The organism is Thermostichus sp. MS-CIW-37, assembly GCF_054060065.1.
This window is the reverse complement of the sequence record NZ_JBSSCV010000031.1, coordinates 1-19,362: the sequence shown is the minus strand read 5'-3', so window position 1 is coordinate 19,362 and position 19,362 is coordinate 1. Positions and strand designations below refer to the sequence as shown.

Annotated in this window: 20 protein-coding genes; 9 read left to right on the top strand and 11 right to left on the bottom strand. The window is 58.4% G+C overall.

The features are described 5' to 3' along the window. Window positions 1-217: 217 nt before the first annotated feature. The 8 genes from ACVWYZ_RS12240 to ACVWYZ_RS12205 all read right to left on the bottom strand — a co-directional run bounded on the left by ACVWYZ_RS12240 (window position 218) and on the right by ACVWYZ_RS12205 (window position 7,228). A complete protein-coding gene (locus ACVWYZ_RS12240; RefSeq protein ID WP_457467212.1) occupies window positions 218-1,393 on the bottom strand; it encodes a tetratricopeptide repeat protein in 1,176 nt (391 codons plus the stop codon). A gap of 24 nt (window positions 1,394-1,417) precedes the next feature. After that, entirely contained in the window at window positions 1,418-1,723 is a 306-nt protein-coding gene (locus ACVWYZ_RS12235; RefSeq protein ID WP_414408177.1) for a hypothetical protein, read from the bottom strand. 32 nt (window positions 1,724-1,755) lie between these two features. Further along, a complete protein-coding gene (locus tag ACVWYZ_RS12230) occupies window positions 1,756-2,556 on the bottom strand; it encodes a hypothetical protein (protein ID WP_414408178.1) in 801 nt (266 codons plus the stop codon). 110 nt (window positions 2,557-2,666) lie between these two features. After that, a complete protein-coding gene (gene hisD / locus ACVWYZ_RS12225; RefSeq protein ID WP_457467211.1) occupies window positions 2,667-3,980 on the bottom strand; it encodes a histidinol dehydrogenase in 1,314 nt (437 codons plus the stop codon). Window positions 3,981-4,213: 233 nt separating this feature from the next. Beyond that, window positions 4,214-4,957 carry a hypothetical protein gene (locus ACVWYZ_RS12220; RefSeq protein ID WP_457467210.1) on the bottom strand — a complete coding sequence of 248 codons (744 nt, stop codon included), beginning with the start codon at window positions 4,955-4,957 and terminating at the stop codon, window positions 4,214-4,216. Between the two features lie 109 nt (window positions 4,958-5,066). Then, window positions 5,067-6,251 carry an LL-diaminopimelate aminotransferase gene (locus ACVWYZ_RS12215; RefSeq protein ID WP_457467209.1) on the bottom strand — a complete coding sequence of 395 codons (1,185 nt, stop codon included), beginning with the start codon at window positions 6,249-6,251 and terminating at the stop codon, window positions 5,067-5,069. Between the two features lie 49 nt (window positions 6,252-6,300). Beyond that, the gene (locus ACVWYZ_RS12210) at window positions 6,301-6,885 is read right to left on the bottom strand and encodes a TolB family protein (RefSeq protein WP_414328852.1); all 585 of its coding nucleotides are present in this window, start codon (window positions 6,883-6,885) and stop codon (window positions 6,301-6,303) included. A gap of 58 nt (window positions 6,886-6,943) precedes the next feature. After that, on the bottom strand, window positions 6,944-7,228 hold the full coding sequence (locus tag ACVWYZ_RS12205) for a DUF427 domain-containing protein (RefSeq protein ID WP_414328853.1): 285 nt from the start codon (window positions 7,226-7,228) through the stop codon (window positions 6,944-6,946). Between the two features lie 231 nt (window positions 7,229-7,459). Here ACVWYZ_RS12205 and ACVWYZ_RS12200 point away from each other — a divergent pair, with 231 nt between their 5' ends. The 9 genes from ACVWYZ_RS12200 to ACVWYZ_RS12160 all read left to right on the top strand — a co-directional run bounded on the left by ACVWYZ_RS12200 (window position 7,460) and on the right by ACVWYZ_RS12160 (window position 16,426). Further along, window positions 7,460-8,869: a DUF697 domain-containing protein gene (locus tag ACVWYZ_RS12200; RefSeq protein ID WP_457467218.1), complete on the top strand. Its 1,410-nt coding sequence runs from the start codon at window positions 7,460-7,462 to the stop codon at window positions 8,867-8,869. A gap of 36 nt (window positions 8,870-8,905) precedes the next feature. Beyond that, window positions 8,906-9,670 (top strand): peptidase, encoded by a 765-nt coding sequence (locus ACVWYZ_RS12195; protein ID WP_414356300.1) that lies wholly within the window; start codon window positions 8,906-8,908, stop codon window positions 9,668-9,670. Window positions 9,671-9,722: 52 nt separating this feature from the next. Then, a complete protein-coding gene (glyQ, locus tag ACVWYZ_RS12190) occupies window positions 9,723-10,709 on the top strand; it encodes a glycine--tRNA ligase subunit alpha (RefSeq protein ID WP_414356301.1) in 987 nt (328 codons plus the stop codon). 150 nt (window positions 10,710-10,859) lie between these two features. Beyond that, window positions 10,860-11,387, top strand: coding sequence for a low amplitude/bright protein LabA (locus ACVWYZ_RS12185; protein ID WP_011431737.1), 528 nt, complete (start codon window positions 10,860-10,862; stop codon window positions 11,385-11,387). A gap of 329 nt (window positions 11,388-11,716) precedes the next feature. Continuing rightward, the gene (lepA, locus tag ACVWYZ_RS12180) at window positions 11,717-13,528 is read left to right on the top strand and encodes a translation elongation factor 4 (protein ID WP_414328663.1); all 1,812 of its coding nucleotides are present in this window, start codon (window positions 11,717-11,719) and stop codon (window positions 13,526-13,528) included. Next, entirely contained in the window at window positions 13,521-14,156 is a 636-nt protein-coding gene (gene yqeK / locus ACVWYZ_RS12175) for a bis(5'-nucleosyl)-tetraphosphatase (symmetrical) YqeK (RefSeq protein ID WP_457467208.1), read from the top strand. The genes lepA and yqeK overlap by 8 nt, the downstream gene beginning before the upstream one ends. Before the next feature lie 12 nt (window positions 14,157-14,168). Continuing rightward, the gene (rsfS, locus tag ACVWYZ_RS12170) at window positions 14,169-14,540 is read left to right on the top strand and encodes a ribosome silencing factor (protein ID WP_457467207.1); all 372 of its coding nucleotides are present in this window, start codon (window positions 14,169-14,171) and stop codon (window positions 14,538-14,540) included. Window positions 14,541-15,136: 596 nt separating this feature from the next. Then, window positions 15,137-15,457 carry a hypothetical protein gene (locus ACVWYZ_RS12165; RefSeq protein ID WP_414342999.1) on the top strand — a complete coding sequence of 107 codons (321 nt, stop codon included), beginning with the start codon at window positions 15,137-15,139 and terminating at the stop codon, window positions 15,455-15,457. A 57-nt stretch (window positions 15,458-15,514) separates the two neighbouring features. Continuing rightward, a complete protein-coding gene (locus ACVWYZ_RS12160; RefSeq protein WP_457467206.1) occupies window positions 15,515-16,426 on the top strand; it encodes a histone deacetylase family protein in 912 nt (303 codons plus the stop codon). Here ACVWYZ_RS12160 and ACVWYZ_RS12155 read toward each other — a convergent pair. The 3 genes from ACVWYZ_RS12155 to speD all read right to left on the bottom strand — a co-directional run bounded on the left by ACVWYZ_RS12155 (window position 16,423) and on the right by speD (window position 19,184). After that, on the bottom strand, window positions 16,423-17,574 hold the full coding sequence (locus ACVWYZ_RS12155) for an NAD-dependent epimerase/dehydratase family protein (RefSeq protein WP_011431731.1): 1,152 nt from the start codon (window positions 17,572-17,574) through the stop codon (window positions 16,423-16,425). The genes ACVWYZ_RS12160 and ACVWYZ_RS12155 overlap by 4 nt on opposite strands. A gap of 93 nt (window positions 17,575-17,667) precedes the next feature. Continuing rightward, window positions 17,668-18,606, bottom strand: coding sequence for a fused MFS/spermidine synthase (locus ACVWYZ_RS12150; protein ID WP_457467205.1), 939 nt, complete (start codon window positions 18,604-18,606; stop codon window positions 17,668-17,670). A gap of 119 nt (window positions 18,607-18,725) precedes the next feature. Next, window positions 18,726-19,184, bottom strand: coding sequence for an adenosylmethionine decarboxylase (gene speD, locus ACVWYZ_RS12145; RefSeq protein WP_414328672.1), 459 nt, complete (start codon window positions 19,182-19,184; stop codon window positions 18,726-18,728). Between the last annotated feature and the right edge of the window lie 178 nt (window positions 19,185-19,362).

Genomic DNA, 19,362 nt, shown 5'->3' with positions numbered 1-19,362 from the left:
GCATTCTGATCCCCCCTCTCCCAGAGAGAGAAGGGCTGGGATGTTTTTGGGGTCTCAATGCAGCACTTGACCCACTGCGGTCGTCTGAGCGCTCTACCCACAGCTTGTGGGGAAGTCGCGCCTGTGGAGATTTCTCTGACAGGTTGGTAGCCAAGACTACCGTTAGTGATGACTTGTGACGCAGGTCGCTTTGACGTTGAGCAAAGGTTAGCGTTGCCTAGCCCTGTGTAAGCCTTTCAGAGCGGTTCTTGAGGGGTTCCGTGCCGGCGAGAGCTACCAAAAACGACGCAAAACTCGGCTCCTCGCGAATGGGGTGGAAATAGGGTTCAGAGGAGAGCAAGGGGCGGTAGCGCTCCGGCTCCAGGCGTAGGGCTTGCTCCAGGGCTTGTAGGGCCTGAGGCACTTGGCCTTCCCAGGCGCAGCAGCAGGCTTTGGCGTAGTGAGCCTCGGCATTGTCGGGATCCATCTGCAGGGCCCGATCAAAACTCTGGATGGCCAGCTCGTAGAGGTTCAAGTCCATCAGAACCAGGCCGCGCTGCACCCAGATCTGAGGGCGTTTGGGATCTTGCGCCAGGGCACGGTCGTAGCTGTTGAGGGCCTCCATCGGGTTGCCGAGGCGGTGGTGGGCAAGGGCGTGGCCGGCCCAGAGAGAGACGGATTCGGATCCCAGTTGCAGGGCTCGTTCGTAGCTGGCCAGAGCATCGGCGTAGCGCTCTAGGTGAAACAGAGCCAGCCCCCGACTCTGCCAAACTTGAGCATCGACGGGGTTGATGGCGAGGGCTTTGTCGTAGCTGATCAAGGATCCCTGCCACCGCCCCAGAGAGGCTAAGGTTAGCCCGTGCAGGTACCACGTTTCCGGGCTATCGGGGCTGAGAGCAAGAGCGCGCTCGTAGGCGCGTAGGGCTTCTTCGTAGCGGCCCAATTGCCGCAGCGTGTTGGCCTGGTTAAAGCGGGCCTCAAAAAAATCCGGCTTCAGTTGCAGAGCCTGCTCATAGCTGGCCAGAGCTTCCTGATGGCGACCGAGATCGTCCAGCAGAGAACCACGGTTGTTCCAGGCTTCGGGGAAATCCGGCTTCAGCTCCAGGGCGCGGTCGTAGCTGGCGAGGGCAGCTTGGGCTTGCCCCAGGTGGTCGAGGGTGGTGGCGCGGTTGTACCAGGCAATGGGATCCTGCGGCTGATCTCCCAGCGCCTGCTCGAACGGCTCCAGTTGAGCCGCTTGTTCCGCCGAAAGAGCCGATGGGTCAACCGCCGGGACGGGCGAAACGGTTGTCGATTCTGGGGAAGCAGCACGCTTCTGCCGCCGCAGCCACCAGGCCCAACCCCCGGCCAAAAGCAACAGGCCCACCCCCAGCACCAGCACGCCCAAGTCGGTCGGGGCAATCGCAAACGGCATGATCCACTGCCTCTCTTCGCGCCTTTACATCATCACCAAAAAGGGCAAGGGATCGCTCGGCCCTGCCGGCGAGATCAGCTCAATGCGCTTCTCACCGGGGTAGGTGCTGGGATCGATCTCGAAGGTAACCGTCAGGTGCTCGGCACTGGCCTGCACCGGCTCTCGGGATCGCCCCAAGGGATCCCCAAAGCTGACCCGGATCCCTTTGCCCGCCGGGCTGACCCGGATCTCCGTCACCTGATCCAGATGGGATCCCTCTAGGGTACAGACGATCACATCCCCGACAAAGGCCTCCAGAGGCCAGCCCCGCCGCACTATCGGTTTGGACATGGTTGTCGCTCCCACAGGCTTCTGCATTCTGTTTAATTTTCCCCTCCTTGCCCCAGCCCAAAACGGCCCTGGTGGCAGAGGGGCTCTCCCCCCTTGGGCAGGATCTCTTGCCACCCCTCCACAGAAGAGGGAGTTGGGGAAAGGGCAACGGCAGGCGCTCGCAGCAACACCTGGTGGTCTGGGCCCACGCTCACCAAGCGGGGCATCTCTCCAAGACTATCGGCCACCGCAAACAGCACCCGCTCTCGGGCCTGGGGATCCCAGCCCAGCAGCTCAGCATACCCCAGCGCCGGCGGCGGATCCCAGATTTGCACCGGTGGGATCCCTGTCGAGCCGGTGGGCAAGGGCCAGACCACCGCCCGATCCCAGCTCAAATCGGTTTGGAACCAGCCTTCGTACTCCCGCGCCAGCAAAGTGTTCCCCTGCCAGGCCAAAGGCAGGATCATGGCAAAATCCAATGGCTCGGCAGGGTCGTACACAGACGCCGAGGCTTGATAAACGACTTGCAGGGCTTGAGTACGGGTGTTCTCGGCAAACAACACACTGGTCAACCGACCAGCCTCGGGTGTAGCCACCAAATCCAGCCGTGTGTACACCTGCCACTGGGGATCTGGCGCCGGCAGGGGATCGCTGCGCAACAGGCCAACCACCGTGCATTGCCGTTGCCGGGCTTGCTCCTGCAACCCATACACCCAATCCCAAGGGATAGAAACAGCAGAAGAAGAACTCCGTTGCACCGACAGAGCGGCATCCTGTTCGCGACAGCAGTGGGGAGAAGGGATCCTGCCGGAGGAAGACACTGCCGGATTCGCCAGCAACAGAGCCCAGCTCATCCCAACTGCCGCAAGCCCCCACTGCCCCTTTCGCCTGACCCAACCCGTCATCCTGCCCTCCGGTACGCGACCACGGCTGTAAGGCTTGAGACAAGGCTTTTGCAAACCCTCTAGCCTCCTTCTGCCAACCGCACCTGTACCGACTGGCCGTGGGCGGTCAACCCTTCCGCTTGTGTGAGAGCCTGAATGGCGCTGGCCACCTCCCGCAAAGCCGCTGAGCCGTATTGAATCAGACTGGAATGCTTTAGGAAAGTTTCCACCCCCAAAGCCGAGGCATAGCGGGCTGCGCCTGCCGTAGGCAGGGTATGGTTGGGGCCGGCCAGGTAATCTCCCACCGCCTCTGGGGTATGGTGGCCCAAGAAAATGGCCCCCGCATGGCGAATGGGATCCAACAAAGCCCAGGGATCGGCCACCTGCAATTCCAAATGTTCTGGCGCAAACAGGTTGGACAAGGCCACCGCCGTTGACAGATCCGGCACCACCGCAATCAGACCGTAGTTCACCACCGACTTTTCCACCATCAGACGGTTGGGATGGGCCTCCATCTGGGTGGCCACCGCCTGCTGCACCTGCTGGGCCAGCTTGAGATCGGTGGTCAGAAGGATGGCCGCCGCCAGGGGATCATGCTCGGCTTGGGCCAGCAAATCGGCAGCCACATAAAGAGGGTTGGCGCTCTCATCGGCGATGATCAACACCTCCGATGGCCCGGCCAGCGAGTCGATCCCCACCGTGCCGTACACCAGCTTTTTGGCCAACGTTACGTAGATGTTGCCGGGGCCGGTGATCACGTCCACCTTGGGGATGGTCTCGGTGCCGTAGGCCAAAGCTCCTATTGCCTGAGCCCCCCCAACGCGATAGATGGTCTGGATCCCGGCTTCTTGGGCAGCCACCAAAATGGCCGGGCTAATGCCCTTACCCCCCGAGCCGTCGGATCCCGGTGGCGTCACCATCACAATCTCGGGCACCCCCGCCACCTGGGCCGGGATGGCGTTCATCAACACCGTGCTGGGGTAGGCGGCCCGCCCCCCCGGAATGTAGAGGCCGGCGCGATCCACAGGGCGGTATTGCTTGCCCAAAACGATCTCAGGGCCGGGAAAGCTCACCCAACTGCTGGGCACCCGCTGCCGGTGAAAAGCCTCAATGCGCTGCTTGGCCAGCCGTAAGGCTGAAAGCAATTGCGGAGACACCGCCTGGTAAGCCGCCTCCAGCTCGGCCCCAGACACCTTCAGTTCGGCAACGCTCAGCTCCACCTGGTCAAACTCAGCCGTATAGGCCAGCAGGGCACGATCCCCCTGACGGCGTACCGCTTGCAGGATCTCCCGCACGGTTGCTTCACGGTGCAGGTTCTGGTCAGCCTGAGTGCGCTCCGAGATCCGTCTAAGCTCGGCTTCAGCCTCGGCTAGCTGGGTGACGATTCTCAGCATGGCAACTCCTTCGCATAGCGCGCCGTAACCCCATACTAACGAGGGATCCGGCGGCATCGCGGTAGCAAATGCAGATCTTCGGCTGCACCGGTTTCGGCGACAAGAGGAAACATCTCCAAGCAGGGATCCCGTCTGCACCTGGCGTGATCCGGGTTGAGCATGGTCATAGCTTAGCCTGGATTGTCCTCGGCCAAGCGCCGATAGCCCTACTCAGGAAAAAGACTGGCCCCTTTTCATAGGCGCAGTTCTGACGATTTGATCAAGTTGCGAAAATCGTGGATCACCTCCTCACAGCGACGGAAAAAAGCCAGCACCCAATCCCGCAGCACCTTCTGCTGAGATTCGTCCAGTTCCTTGAGGGATCCCCGGTAGTGGATCTGGCCGCTGCGCTCGATCTCGAACTGGTTCAGCCATTCTGCTTGGGATCCCTGGCGTTCCACCACTTCCTGCCGTGCTGCCTTCCAATAGTTGACGATCACCGCCTTGCCCAAATAGCCAGTTGTAATCTGGCAGAGACGGTTCAGAGATTGCACGAAGACATCCATCTCCATGCGCGGGCCCGCCGCAGGAGCGGAACTGGGCTGGGTAGCGTTCCGGCCTGCCTCCGCCTGGCTGGTCAATAGGCGAAAGGTGGCCAAGCCCTTTGGCGTATCCTGCTGCAGCTCGGCTCGCAGGCGGTTCACGGCCAAGGTGTAAACAGGCATCACCAGCTCGTCATTCACCGCTACCAGCAGCGCCCATTCCGGCCCAAGGGGGTAAACGAAAACCCGCTGCTCGGCAAACTGAAAGTCAAAATAGTCAAGTCCTGGGGGCATGGTCTGCAAAACTTGAAACAGCCCTTCGGTAAGGGCTTGCTGCTGTCGGCTATCCAAATCCTGAAAAGAGCGGTAGAAAAAAGGGCGACCTGTCCGACTCAAGAGCGCCACCCCCATCACCCCGCGGATGGACAAAAAACTGTCGAGCGTTTCCTTCTCCATGCCCACTCAACTTGGGTAACACTCTTATCCTGACTTAGATTGCCCGAGGGTGGGCGAGCACAACCAACCGAGAGCTGGATGCTCGATGTTTGGGATTGATGTTTGGGATTTAGGAAATGCACCGGGACAAAAACGCCTCGATCCGTCCCACCGCCTCCTCCAGACGGGATCCCTCGACCACCAAAGCAAAGCGGACATAGCCTTCCCCACTGGGGCCAAAGCCAGAACCCGGAGACAGGGCAACCCCTGTGGCTCTCACCAAGTCCAAACAAAACTGGGCAGAAGAGCCGCGATAAAACTCCGGCAAAGGCGCCCACAGATACATGGTGGCCTCCGGCAAAGGCACAGGCCAACCGATGCGGTGTAGAGCCGCCACAGCTATATCCCGTCGCTCTCGGTACACCTGCCGCCAGCGCTCCAAAAAACTATCGGGAACTGCCAAAGCCGCTGCTGCCCCCCGCAGAATGCCCTGGTACTGATGGAAGTCGATGGTGGATTTCACCCATCGCAGGGCTCGGATCAGCTCTCGGCTGCCAATGGCGTAGGCCACCCGGAACCCTCCCATGTGATAGGACTTGGAAAGAGAAAAAAACTCGATGGTGCGGGTTTTATCGGGATCCGCCTGCAGCGCGGAAGGGGCTACCTGGCCGTCGAAACGCCAGTCCACATAGGGAAAATCGTGGGCCAGAACGATGTCGTGCTGTTGACAGAATTGTAGGGTTTCCTGCCAAAACTCCGGGGTGACGGTGGCAGTGGTGGGGTTGTGGGGGTAGTTCAGCACCAGCAACCGTGCCTGCCGGCAGATTGCCTCCGGGATCCGATCCCACTGGGGCAAGAAGCGGTTTTCCGCCCGCAGGGGCAGGTAGTAGGGGATCCCGCCCGCCAGATGGATCCCGCCCACGTGAGAGGGATAGGCCGGATCGGCGACCAAGGCAACATCGCCAGGATTGAGCAAAGCCAGGGGCAAGAGGGCCGTCCCCTGCTGGGATCCGATCAACGGCAGCACCTCTGTTTCCGGATCGATCTCCAGGCCGAACTTGCCCCTGTACCACTTGGCGCAGGCAGACCGAAAGTCCGCCGTGTCGTGAAACAGCGTGTAGCCATAGGTAGAGGGATCCGACAGAGCCGATTGGATGGCCGCCAAGGAGTCTGAAGGTGGGGGCAGATCGGAGGATCCCAGAGACAGATCGATCACATCCAGGCCAGCGCGACGAGCCTCTCGCTTGGCTCGATCCATTTGGTCAAACACATTGCCGCCGAGGGGCTGAAGTCGCTGGGCGAGGGGAATCGACATGCAACAACTCTTGCAAAGCAGGGGGGTCTATCCTAGCTTGAGGATCCCCTCAGGGATTGTCGTCAGCATTGGGGGAAGAAGGTGAGGTTGGACGCGTGCTGGCCGCCGGCCCCCGGTCGAAAATCTCGATGTGCCACTGTCCTTGGCCGTTGCTCTCAAAAGCGATAAACCGGCCATCGCCGCTGATGGTGGGGTTGCGCACATCTCCTGGCACCCGGCTGCTGATGTTTTCTATCCTGCGAGTTTCCCGGTCGTAGAGGAAGATCTCAGACTTGCCCAGAGCATTGGACACGTAGACGATGTAGCGGCCATCAGCGCTGATGTCGGGCGAGGTAGCCGCCACGTCGCTGGAGTTGAGGCCGGGCAGATCCACCAAGCGACGTTCCACCGTGTCGTAGAGAAAAATATCCTGGCTGCCGCTGCGGGCCGAGGAAAACACCAGGTAGCGGCCATCTCCGTTGAAAGCAGGCTCCCCATCGGGGAAGATGCTGTTGAGGCCACTGTTGGTCAGGCTGGGACGCGGGGTGCGAAAACCTGCGGGGCTGCAGCCCAACAGCACCAAGCTCAATCCGGCCAGGCCCAGCTTTCTCGCCCACCGGGCCGCGCCAAACAGGATCCGGCCATTGGTCAGCATGGCATCGCCTCTGCAACCCACTCTTCCCATCATACCCGGTTGACAAACTCGGCTCCGGCTAGGGCTCCACCTTGACACCCTTCCAGAAGGCCACATAGCCCCGGATGTTGGCCGCAGCGGGTTTGGGATCCGGGTAGTACCAGGCGGCATCTTTGTTCTCCTGGCCGTTGACCACGAGGGTGTAGTAGCTGGCCTCCCCCTTCCAGGGGCAGGTGGTGTGGGTAGAGCTGGGCTGGAAGTATTCCCGGCGCAGAGATTCCGGCGGAAAATAGATGTTGCCTTCCACGGTTTCGTAGCGGTCTGTCTCGGCCACCACCACCCCATTCCAGATGGCCCTGGGCATGGAAAACCTCCTCTTGCCAAGTTTTGGATATCGGATTTTTGAGTTGCGGATCCCGGCGGCTGAGGCCGCCTTGCTTTGAGCTTAACTCTTCCCTTCCTCTTATGATCGTCTTGTATTGTCCCTTGTATTGTCCGATGAGAAGCTCTCTGTCCGGTGGGGAAGCCTGCCGATCCCGAGAGCAAAGTGGAGTCTTTTAAGGGCTGCTTCCTACCGCTATTGAGCGCTACGGCTATGGCTCGCCGCAACACCTTGCAAGATGACCTCAACTACCAACAAGCCAAGCGCAGCCTGCGCCAGTGGGTAGCCCAACTGGATCTGCGCCCCCAAGAGGTCGCGGGCTTAGAAGGGGAGTTGGAGAGCTTGCAAGCGCTCTTGGACAAGCTGGAAACCGAGGTCATCCACATCGCCGCCTTTGGTCTGGTGGGGCGAGGCAAGTCTTCCCTGCTCAATGCCCTGCTGGGCGAGCCAGTCTTTGAGACGGGGCCCACCCATGGCATCACCCGTACCCAGCAAGCGGCAACTTGGAACATCAGCTGGGAAACCCGCCCCCAGTCCTCCTTCTCTGGCACATCCCTGCAGGGATCCCGCCTCCCCCCTTCCTCGGTGCAGTCGGTACAGGTCGCCCATTGGCAGGGATCCCGTCTGGAGCTGATCGACACCCCCGGCCTCGATGAAGTGGATGGCGAAGAGCGGGCGCGGCTGGCCCAAGAAGTGGCGCAGCGAGCGGATCTGATCCTGTTTGTCGTCTGCGGGGATCTGACGCGGGTGGAGTTTGAGGCTCTGGCCACCCTGCGGGAGGCGGGCAAGCCCATGCTGCTGGTGTTCAACAAGATCGACCAGTACCCAGAGGCGGATCGCCAGGCCATTTACGACAAGATCCGCAACGAACGGGTGCGGCAGCTCCTTTCCCCCGACGAGATCGTCATGGTGGCGGCCTCCCCTCGCGTACCCCGCCTGGTGCAAAGGCCGGATGGGAGCTTTGCTGCCCAGATGGAAGTGGGATCCCCGCAGGTGGATGAGCTGCGCCTGAAAATCCTGGAAGTGCTGCATCGGGAGGGGCGCTCGCTGCTGGCGTTAAATGCCCTCTTGTTTGCCGATCGCGTTAACCAGCAGGTGATCGAGCGCAAGCTGCAAACCCGCGCCCAGCAAGCCCAAGATCTGATCGCCTCAGCCGCCCGCACCAAAGCGCTGGCGGTTGCCCTCAACCCCATCACTCTGCTCGATACCTTGGGAGGGCTGGCCATCGATGTCACCCTGATCCTGCGCCTGTCCCGCCTGTACGGCTGGCCCATGAGCACTGCGGGAGCCACACAACTGCTGCAGAAGATCGTCCTCAGCATGCTCAGCCTCGGCGCCGGCGAGTGGGTGGCGCTGTTGGGTCTGGGATCCTTAAAAACCTTGCTGGGAGGATTCTCTCTGGGGGCCTACGGCTCCGTGGCCCTGACGCAGGCGGTGTTGGCCGGGTTTTCCTGCTATGCCATCGGCGAGTCCGCCCGCCGCTACCTCGCCCAAGGGGCCAGTTGGGGGCCAGAGGGCCCCAAAGCCGCCATAGCCCAGATTTTGGCCGATTTGGACGAAGCCTCGATTACCGCCCGCCTGCGAGAGGAAATCCGCCACAAAATCGGATTTGCTTTCCCCTGACCCTCTACAATCAAAAAGCCGAGCCGCGTCGTCCTCATGACCTACTGCCTTGGCATCATCACCCGCTTTGGCTTGGTGATGGCGGCAGATTCCCGCACCAACGCCGGGGTGGACTACGTCTCCACCTATCAAAAGCTGTTCGATTTTTCCGTGCCCGAAGAACGGGTGATCTTGATCTGCACGTCCGGCAACCTGTCCATCACCCAGGGCGTTTTGACCGAAGTGCAGCGGGATCTGCGCCAACCGGAAAGTACCAATCTCCACACCTTTCCCCACCTCTACGACGTGGCCCGCTACCTGGGATCCAAAATTCGTTACATCCAGGAGCAAGACCGGCCCTGGCTGGAAAAAGACGGCATCGACGCCCAGTGCAGCCTGTTGCTGGGGGGACAGATCCGAGGCGAAGAGCCAGCCCTTTTTTTGATCTACAGCCAGGGCAACTGCATCCAGGCCACCCCGGAAACCCCTTTTTTGCAGGTGGGGGAAACCAAATACGGCAAACCCATCCTGGATCGCACCCTCTCCTACGAAACCTCGCTAGCAGATGCGGCCAAATGCGCTCTCCTCTCCATCGACTCCACCATGAAATCCAACATCTCCGTCGGCCCCCCCATCGATTTGGTGATGGTGCAAGCGGATCAGTTCAAGGTCACCCACCGTCTGCGCCTGCGCACCGGGGACCCCTACCTGGCCAAGATGCGCAAACTGTGGGAAAGCGCCCTCAAACAAGCCTTCGACCAAATGCCCCCCATCGAGTGGGACTACTCGGATCCAGTCGATCAAGAAGAGCCGCTCGACTGAGGAGAGCAGATTGGTAGGATAGGGGTTGCTCTATCTCTGCCCAACCCTTGCCATGTCAGCCCACACCTTTCAAGACTTGATCTTTCGCCTGCAACAGTTTTGGGGGGAGCAGGGCTGCTTGATCCTGCAACCCTACGACCTGGAAAAAGGCGCCGGCACCATGAGCCCCCACACGTTTTTGCGCGCCTTGGGGCCGGATCCCTGGCGAGTGGCCTATGTCGAACCCTGTCGCCGCCCCACCGATGGACGCTACGGTCAAAACCCCAATCGCCTGCAGCACTATTTTCAATACCAAGTGTTGATCAAGCCCTCCCCCGATGACATTCAAGATGTGTACCTGGATAGCCTGCAAGCTCTGGGCGTGAATCCGGCAGAGCACGATATTCGCTTTGTGGAAGATGATTGGGAATCTCCCACCTTGGGAGCTTGGGGCGTGGGCTGGGAAGTGTGGCTGGACGGCATGGAAGTAACCCAGTTCACCTACTTTCAGCAGGTGGGCGGACAAGATTGTCGCCCGGTTTCTGTAGAAATTACCTATGGGCTAGAGCGCCTGGCCATGTATCTGCAGGGGGTGGATTCGGTTTTCGATCTCTGCTGGAATGAGCATCCTTCTCTGGGACGGATTACCTATGGACAAATCTATTTCCAAAATGAGGTCGAGCAATCTTATTACAACTTCGAGTATTCCGATCCGGAGATGCTACTGGAATTGTTCCGGCTCTACGAAGCCGAGGCCAAGCGTTTGATCGAAACCACCCAACAGAAACTGCAGAAACAGGTGTTGCCGGATCGGTTGGCCGTGTCTCTGCTCCTGCCCGCCTACGACTATGTGCTCAAGTGCTCCCACACCTTTAACCTGCTCGACGCTCGTGGTGTCATTGCTGTAGCCGAGCGCACCCTCTACATTGGGCGCATCCGTAACCTGGCTCGACAATTGGCGGAGCTGTACGTTAGCCAAGCCGATCGACCGGGATCCAGCTATGCCCTGCGGCAACCGGAACCCGCTTTGGTTTACAGGGGTGCCTCTCCCCAGAGTTAATTCTTGAGAAAGGGATCCCACCTTTGGCTATGATGAGAGATTGGTGTCAGCAAGGTGCTGGCTGCCCAAATGGCTCTTGTGGAAAGTCAGTGACCTCGTTTTCATCCTCTTTTTCTGACCAGTTCACCTTACTTTTTTCGGAAAAGCTTTATGTTTTACCATCATCCCGTCACTCGGGTTTCCATCTTTATTGATGGCAATAATATGTTTTATGCTCAACAGAAAAATGGCTGGTTTTTTGACCCACGCCGGGTGCTGGATTATTTTGTTAGATCACAGCCGAATGTTGAATTGGTCAACGCCTTTTGGTACACCGGCATCAAGGATCCCCATGATCAGAGGGCCTTTCGAGACGCTCTGATCAGCATGGGCTTCACTGTGCGCACCAAGATCCTCAAAGAATATCGAGATGAAGACTCCGGTCGGTACTCCCAAAAAGCAAATCTGGATATCGAAATAGTAATCGATATGTTCAACACCGTTGGCCAGTACGATAGGATCATTCTATTTAGCGGCGATGGAGATTTTGAGCGGGCCGTCGAGCTGTTGCGTTCCAAAAACACGCTGATTACAGTTGTTTCCACCGAAGGGATGATCGCCCGCGAGCTGCGCAACGCCACCGACCGCTACATCGACCTCAATGACATTCGCCCCTACATTGAGAAGTTAGACAAGTAGTGCTTTGGGCAGGGTTCTGGACTGCTTCCTCTGCCGTCGGGTCAGACCCATAGCCTCCTGGCGAGCTGGCGACAACACCGCCTAAGTTCGTTCTGGCTTTTTCCATCTTCACGGATCCCATCCCTGCCACACAAGCGGCACGTCCGTTGTACCGGGCATCGTCGGCGTTGCCGGAAAAAAGCAGTCCCGGCCAATGCGGAGGACGCTCCGGTGCCCGACAGAAGAGCTGTATCTTCTCCCCTCAGCAGCTAACTTCTGGGCAACCTTGGCTTAGGCAGAGGGCCAGACAGGCTAGCATTGTAAAAAATCTTTGCCCTGATCAGGTTTTTATGACCGGCGTTCCTGTCTCCCGTATTCGCAACTTTTCCATCATCGCCCACATCGACCACGGCAAATCCACCCTCGCCGATCGCCTCCTGCAGGAAACGGGCACCGTTTCAGCCCGCGAGATGAAGCCACAACTGCTGGACAGCATGGAACTGGAGCGGGAACGGGGCATTACCATCAAGCTGCAAGCGGCCCGCATGAACTACCGTGCCCAAGACGGCCAAGATTATGTTTTGAACCTGATCGACACGCCGGGGCATGTAGACTTCACCTACGAAGTCTCCCGCTCCCTGGCCGCCTGTGAAGGGGCGCTGCTGGTGGTGGATGCCTCTCAAGGGGTGGAGGCCCAAACCCTGGCCAACGTCTACCTGGCCCTGGAGAACAACCTGGAAATTATTCCGGTGATCAACAAAATCGACCTGCCGGGCGCCGAGCCGGAGCGGGTGATTGCGGAGATTGAGCAGGTAATCGGCCTCGACTGCAGCGGGGCAATCCTCGCCTCTGCCAAGGTGGGTATTGGCATTCAAGAGATTCTGGAGGCCATTGTGCAGCGGGTGCCCCCCCCACGGGATACGGTGGCGGATCCCTTGCGGGCCTTGATTTTCGATAGCTATTACGACGCCTATCGCGGCGTGATCGTCTATGTGCGCATCATGGACGGGGAGGTGAAAACGGGGGACAAGATTTGCTTTATGGCCTCTGGCCGAGAATACGAGATTACCGAGCTGGGGGTGATGCGTCCCAACCAAGAGCCGGTGGATGCCCTACATGCGGGCGAGGTGGGCTACATGGCCGCCGCCATCAAGAGCGTGGAACACGCCCGTGTTGGGGATACCATCACACTGGTGAATCGCAAAGCTCCTGAGCCCCTGCCCGGCTACAAAGAAGCCAAGCCGATGGTGTTTTGTGGCCTGTTCCCCAGCAGCTCCGATCAGTACGCCGAACTCAAAGAGGCTCTGGAAAAGCTCAAGCTCAACGATGCTGCCCTGTACTTTGAGCCGGAAATTTCCAGCGCCATGGGCTTCGGCTTCCGCTGTGGTTTTCTGGGCCTGCTGCACATGGAGGTGGTGCAGGAACGCCTAGAGCGGGAGTACAATCTCGATCTGGTGATCACAGCTCCGACGGTGGTGTACCAAGTTACCCTCAACAACGGCTCTGTGATTCGGGTGGACAATCCCAGCAAGCTGCCTCCCCCCAACGAGCGCACCAGCATTGAGGAGCCGATTGTCAGGGTAGAGGTGATTCTTCCTGAGGAATTTGTCGGTACCGTGATGGAGCTGTGTGAGACCAAACGCGGCACCTTTAAAGATATGAAATATTTGGCGCAGGGTCGGACTACGCTGGTGTATGAGCTGCCTCTGGCGGAAGTGGTCACCGACTTTTTCGACCAATTGAAATCACGCACCCGTGGCTATGCCAGCATGGACTACCAAATGATTGGCTATCGCGCCGATGATTTGGTGCGTTTGGACATTTTGATCAACGGCGATGTGGTGGATTCTCTATCCACAATTGTGCATCGGGACAAAGCTTTTTATGTAGGCCGTTCCCTAGTTGCCAAGTTACGAGAGCTGATCCCGCGCCATCAATTTGAAGTGCCCATTCAGGCGGCAATTGGCTCTAAGGTGATTGCTCGTGAAACCATACCGGCCCTGCGCAAAAACGTCTTGGCCAAATGCTACGGAGGAGATGTGACCCGCAAACGCAAGCTTTTGGAAAAACAAAAAGAGGGGAAAAAACGCATGAAGGCGGTGGGAACGGTGGATGTGCCCCAAGAAGCGTTTATGGCCGTGCTGAAGCTGCAGAATGACTAGGGCGATGGGCACTCAACTGGGGCGGGAAGAGGTGTTGGCCTGGCTACAGGAGCGGGTGTCTCCTCCTCGCCTCCGCCATATCTTGGGGGTAGAGGGGATGGCCCGACAGCTGGCGGCCCACTACGGGCTGGATGAGCAGAAAGCTGCTTGGGCAGGGCTGATGCACGACTTGGCCAAGGCTTTCCCGCCGGAGCAACTGTTGCAAAGGGTGGCTCAGGAACGGGAGCTGGATGAAATTGAGCGGGCCGAACCTCACATCCTGCATGCTGAGGTGGGATCCCTGGTGGCGCGGGAGCAGTTTCAGGTACAGGATCCGGAGATCTTGGCGGCCATTGCCAACCACACGTTGGGTCGGCCCGGCATGGATCCCCTCAGTTGTGTGGTTTTCGTGGCCGATGCCCTGGAGCCGAATCGGGGCAGCAACCCAGAATTGGAGCGGTTGCGGCAGATGGCTTTTGTAGATTTGTCTAAAACCGTAGTGGGAGTATGTGACTTGAGCCTAAAATTTTTGCTAGACCGGAATCAGGTGGTTCATCCGCGCACACTCATGACTCGGAATCATTTTTTGTTACATCCTTTAGAAAAAGCTGTGTCTCAAGTTAGCTCAGTCGTTTCAGGAGGGTTTTAGTTGCTACATCTCATGCCTGCCCCCACCGGGGATCCCATCTATTGCATGGCGCTGAGTGCAGCTCGCGCGGCAGAAGAGAAAAAAGGTGGCGATATCGTTCTGCTGGATGTATCCCAAGTCTCCACTTTGGCAGATTACTTTCTTCTGGTCAGCGGCTACTCGCTTACGCAAGTCCGCGCCATTGCCCGAGCAATTGAGGAAAAGGTTTGGGACGAGTGGAAACAAACTCCGCGCCGCATCGAAGGGCAGGAATCGGCCTCTTGGATACTGATCGACTATGCCGATCTCATTGTCCATGTGATTATGCAACAGGAAAGGGACTACTATGACCTAGAGTCTTTCTGGATCCAGGCTCAGCGAGTCGATCTGCCCATAGCAGGCTAAATCTATTTGTTTTGGATCCCTGGATTTGGCAGTTCTTCAGAGCTTGGAGCCAAGGGAAGAGTTGCTCTTTACAACTCTTTAACTGCCTTCCAGGGCCTCCTTGACAGACAGAAGTTTTAGTCAATTGTCAAGAAATATGTAAGTTTCTTAATATTCCCGCAATTTCTTACACAGTCACGTGTTAGGGTAGTGAATGACAAATAGCTGAGTAAGATCTTCCTGCCTTTTGCAGTCGAGTTTCTATAGTCTTTGTTAAACGCTCTACCTTGTTTCTCTTGAACGCTGATAATTCTTCGTTGGTACTGAATACCAGCAAAAAGATTTTCCAGCTGCTGATGGCTCCTATTGGCTGCTTTCAGCGGCAAGTGGAAAGGCAAACGAGGCGAATAGAGGAGGCAAGGATTGGCTGCACAAGAGGATCTTACGAACGAAACCGCAACTTCTTCCCGACGGCAGACTTAACTGCAACCGGCTTAAATGGTCGGCCTGTAGGCAAAATCCGGTGCCAAAAGCAGCGGAGGAAGATGGGGAAGCAGCGTTTTTTGTTTAATGTCTGTTTTTAAGAGCGACAGGGATTTTTAGGAGGGACATTCATCATGGAAAAGATGTTGGTTAATATCGTCGAGTACCTGGCATTGGGAGAACTGGAAACTATCCTCTCCACTGAGCACCCCCATCAACAGGTGTTTCATGACGCTAGGGAGCGGGAAGCGATGATGCAGCAGATCCTAAACCGGGTCCCCGCCATCTACATGTGGCTGGCTGCCGATGAGTGTCCCAGCCGCGATCAACTCAATTCCTCTGAGCTGGAATTGCTGCGGTCGGTAGTGCGGGATGTGGTCAATCAAAAACTCCAACAAGCCTCTTTTGGCCTTGACCCCTATGCGGGATCCATGTCAGAGGTCTTCTACGGATAGAGGGGGCGGGCTTAAGCTACACTGCAAAGGCGTTGCCTTAGCTTGTTGCCTCTGCCCATGTTGCCTGTTTACTATTCCGATATTTTCCTCAGCCACGATACTGGGCCATTTCACCCCGAGCGTCCGGCTCGCTTGCAGTCCATTGTTAAGGCGCTGCGTGGTGCCCCTTTTGCCAACCAGTTGGAATGGCGGGATCCCCCCTTGGCGGAGCTGGCAGAGCTGGAGCGAGTACACTCGCGTCAGCACATTCAACAGGTGGCTGAGTTGGCAGCAGCAGGTGGGGGACGCATCGATGCCGACACTGCTCTCTCGGGGAGAAGTTTTGAGGCAGCGCGCCTGGCTGTGGGAGCTTGGATTGCCGGCTCTGCCTCGGTTTTGGCCACCGCTCAGCCGGCTTTGGTGCTGTGTCGTCCGCCTGGGCATCACGCAGAGCCAGAACGGGCAATGGGGTTTTGTTTATTCAGCAACGCAGCCATTGCGGCGCTGTGGGCGCTGGATCAGCCGGGGGTGAAGCGGGTGGCGATTTTCGATTGGGATGTTCACCACGGCAACGGCACGCAGGCGGTGGTGGAGCGCTATCCCCAACTGGCTTATGCCTCTATCCACCAGTTTCCCCTCTATCCCGGCACGGGATTGGCCCAGGAAACCGGGATCCACGGCAACCTCTGCAACGTGCCTTTGCCTGCCGGCTCGGATTGGTTGGCCTACAAAAAGGCCCTCGACGAGAAGATCTTGCCGTTCTTGCAAGCGTTCCAGCCCGATTTGCTGCTGGTGAGCGCCGGCTTCGACTGTGCCAAAGGGGATCCCTTGGCCGGTATGCAGCTAGAGCCGGAAGCCTTTGGCCGCATGGCCCGCCTTTGCCTGGAGCAGGTGACCCGCAAAACCCTCTTCGGCTTGGAAGGCGGCTATAACCTGGACAACCTGGCGCGCGGCTGGCTGAGCCTGGCCCAAGCTTGCCTGGAGAGTTAACCTTTCCACTTCACCTTGGGTAAAATCTGCCGCACATCCACCCGATCCTTGTACTTGAGAGCAAAGTTGAGCAGCGAATCCAAGAGGGAATCGGACAGATAGTGGGGCTGGAGGCCCAGGTCTAGGAGCTTAGTGTTTTTGGCGTTGTAGTAGTGCTCTTCCAGCTCGACGCGGGGGTTCTCCAGGTGGTTGATTTCCACCTTCAGGCCCATGGTGGCTCCCGCCTTTTGCACCAGCAACGCCAGTTGCTCAACACTAAATTGCTCGGTGAACTGGTTCATCACCCGGAATTGGCCCGGCTCGGCAGGGTGAGCAATGGCCAGCTCCACGCAGCGCACCGTGTCGCGGATATCCAGGAAACCGCGGGTCTGGCCGCCCTTGCCATACACCGTCAGCGGATGGCCCACGGCAGCCTGAATGCAGAAGCGGTTTAGAGCCGTGCCGAATACACCATCGTAGTCAAGGCGGTTGATCAGCACCTCGTCCATGCCGGTTTCTTCTGTGAGCACGCCGTATACCACCCCTTGGTTGAGGTCGGTGGCCCGCAGGCCCCAGACGCGGCAGGCGAAGTGGATGTTGTGGCTGTCGTGTACTTTGGAGAGGTGATACATGGATCCCGGCTGCTTGGGGTAGGGCAGGGTATCCTTGCGGCCATTGTGCTCGATGGTGATGTACCCCTCCTCGATGTCGATGTTGGGGGTGCCGTACTCGCCCATGGTGCCCAGCTTCACCAGGTGGCAATCGGGAAATTCCTCCTTGATGGCGTAGAGGATGTTCAAGGTGCCCACCACGTTGTTCACCTGGGTCATCACCGCATGCTCGCGGCTGATCATCGAGTAAGGGGCAGAGCGCTGCTCGCCAAAGTGAACAATGGCCTCCGGCGGGAAGCGGCGCATGCAGGAGATCAGGGCTTCGTAGTTGGTAACGTCGCAGACAAAGATGGGAATGTCCTTGCCGGTTAGCCCCTTCCAGCGATCCACCCGTTGCTCTAGCTGGGCAATGGGGGTCAGGGTAGAAACCCCCAGTTGCAGATCCCAGAGGCGGCGGACGTAGGAATCGAGAATGGCCACCTCATAACCCCTGTTGGATAGGTGCAGGGCTGTCGCCCAGCCACAGTATCCGTCACCACCAATAACCAGGACTTTCATCAGGGAAGCAAAATTCGGCTGCTCACGAATCTACCAAGTTATGGCACCAAAGACAAACTCTCCTGGGATCCCTTCGGGGTGCTGGATAGCCCCTTATTCGATGCGAGGCGGGTTGTCCAGGGTATAAACCGTGGTCTCGGCGGCAATGGCACGGCGCAGGTGAGCTGGGACTTGGTAGAGGCCCAGAAGGGTGATGCCATCGATGAATTGCAGTGTCCCTCGCTCGGGATCCAACTGTTGGCTCAGAATCTGGTCGATCTGCTCCGGTTCTGGCCTGGAGGGGATGGGATCCTGAGCTGCCAGGGCAAAACCCAGTGGGCCACCGTAGGTGGGGGCATAGATGGCGTAGGGCTGCACGGCGGCAAACACCGTTTTCAGGGTGCGAACAATGCGGGTGTGTTGATGAAGCTCAACCGGCCCCGTCGGCCCGGCTTGGATGGTGAAAGCCCCATCTGGCTGCAACTTGGAGCGGATCTGGCGGAAAAACTCCTGGGTGAAGAGGCGGTAGGCAGGGCCGGACTCAATGGGATCGGAGAGATCGGAAAGGATCACATCCCAAATGGGGCCTGTTTCTTGGAGAAAATCCAAGGCATCGGCAATCACCACCTCCACCCGCGGATCTTCAAAGGATCCCTGGTGCATTTCCGGCAGGTGCTCTCGGCAGGCGGCCACCACCTCCCCATCGATGTCCACCATCACCACCTGCTCCACCGAGCGCCAACGCAGCACCTCCCGCAGCGTTGCCCCTTCTGCCCCCCCCAACACCAGTACCCGCCGGGGGATCCCGCCCGCTTGGACAACCTGCACCATAGCCGGATGAACCAAAGCCTCGTGGTACAGAAACTCATCCACGGTAGTGGATTGCCAATGCCCATCCAGCATCAGACCCTTGCCGAAGGTCCCCGTCTCGGCGATCAGCATCTCCTGGAAAGGGGTTTTTCGGTAGGCCAAGATGCGCGTGACGGCACGGGCGGTGTAGTCCCAAGGGGTAAAGTACTCCTGAACCCAGAAGAAACTTCTCGGGCTGCTCATAAGCACCTCGCTACAGCTTTTTCCAGCAACATAGACTGACCTCTGGGGTGAATCGGATCCCACCCAGCCTACAGATGGCCCCCATGACAGTTTGGAAAAAGCTGCGATTGGCGAAGATCTCAGCGCCTTCGTCGGGTCGCTTCACAGGTGAGCACCTCAGCCGAGTCTGGGGCCTCTTCCAGGAGTGTCGGTTGCGCGGTGCGGCGGGGCACCTTGCGCAGGGAATATCGTCGCGCTTGAAACACGTCGATCAGATATTCACAGGCCGCTTCCGGTCGGGTGTGGCGACCACAGGTGAACACATCCACCGCCGCGTAGCCCGCTTCGGGCCAGGTGTGAATGGAGATGTGGGATTCCCCCAAAAGAGCGAGGGCTGTAATCCCCTGTGGCTCAAATGGATGGCACAGCTCTCCCAAAAAGGTGGAGTTGGAGCGTCTCGCTGCCTCCCGCAAAGCCTGTTGCACCAGGGAGGCATCATCCAAAAGTTTGGCCGGGCAGTCGTAAAGCTCCAGGATACAGTGGATCCCGATCAGAGCTGGAGACCTATCCCCTAATTGGCCAGATAGTGTGTGCAGCATACTATCCCCTAATTGGCCAGATAGAACTGATTAGAACCAGAGGCTGCACAGAAAGCGCAGCTTTACCATTATCTCACAATTGTCATACTCCCCTGCCTAAAGGCAGGGGATTCTGGTTCCTGGTTCTGCGACAGCACTTACCGTGTCAGGTTGCCCCTCCACAGCAGCGGTGCTCATC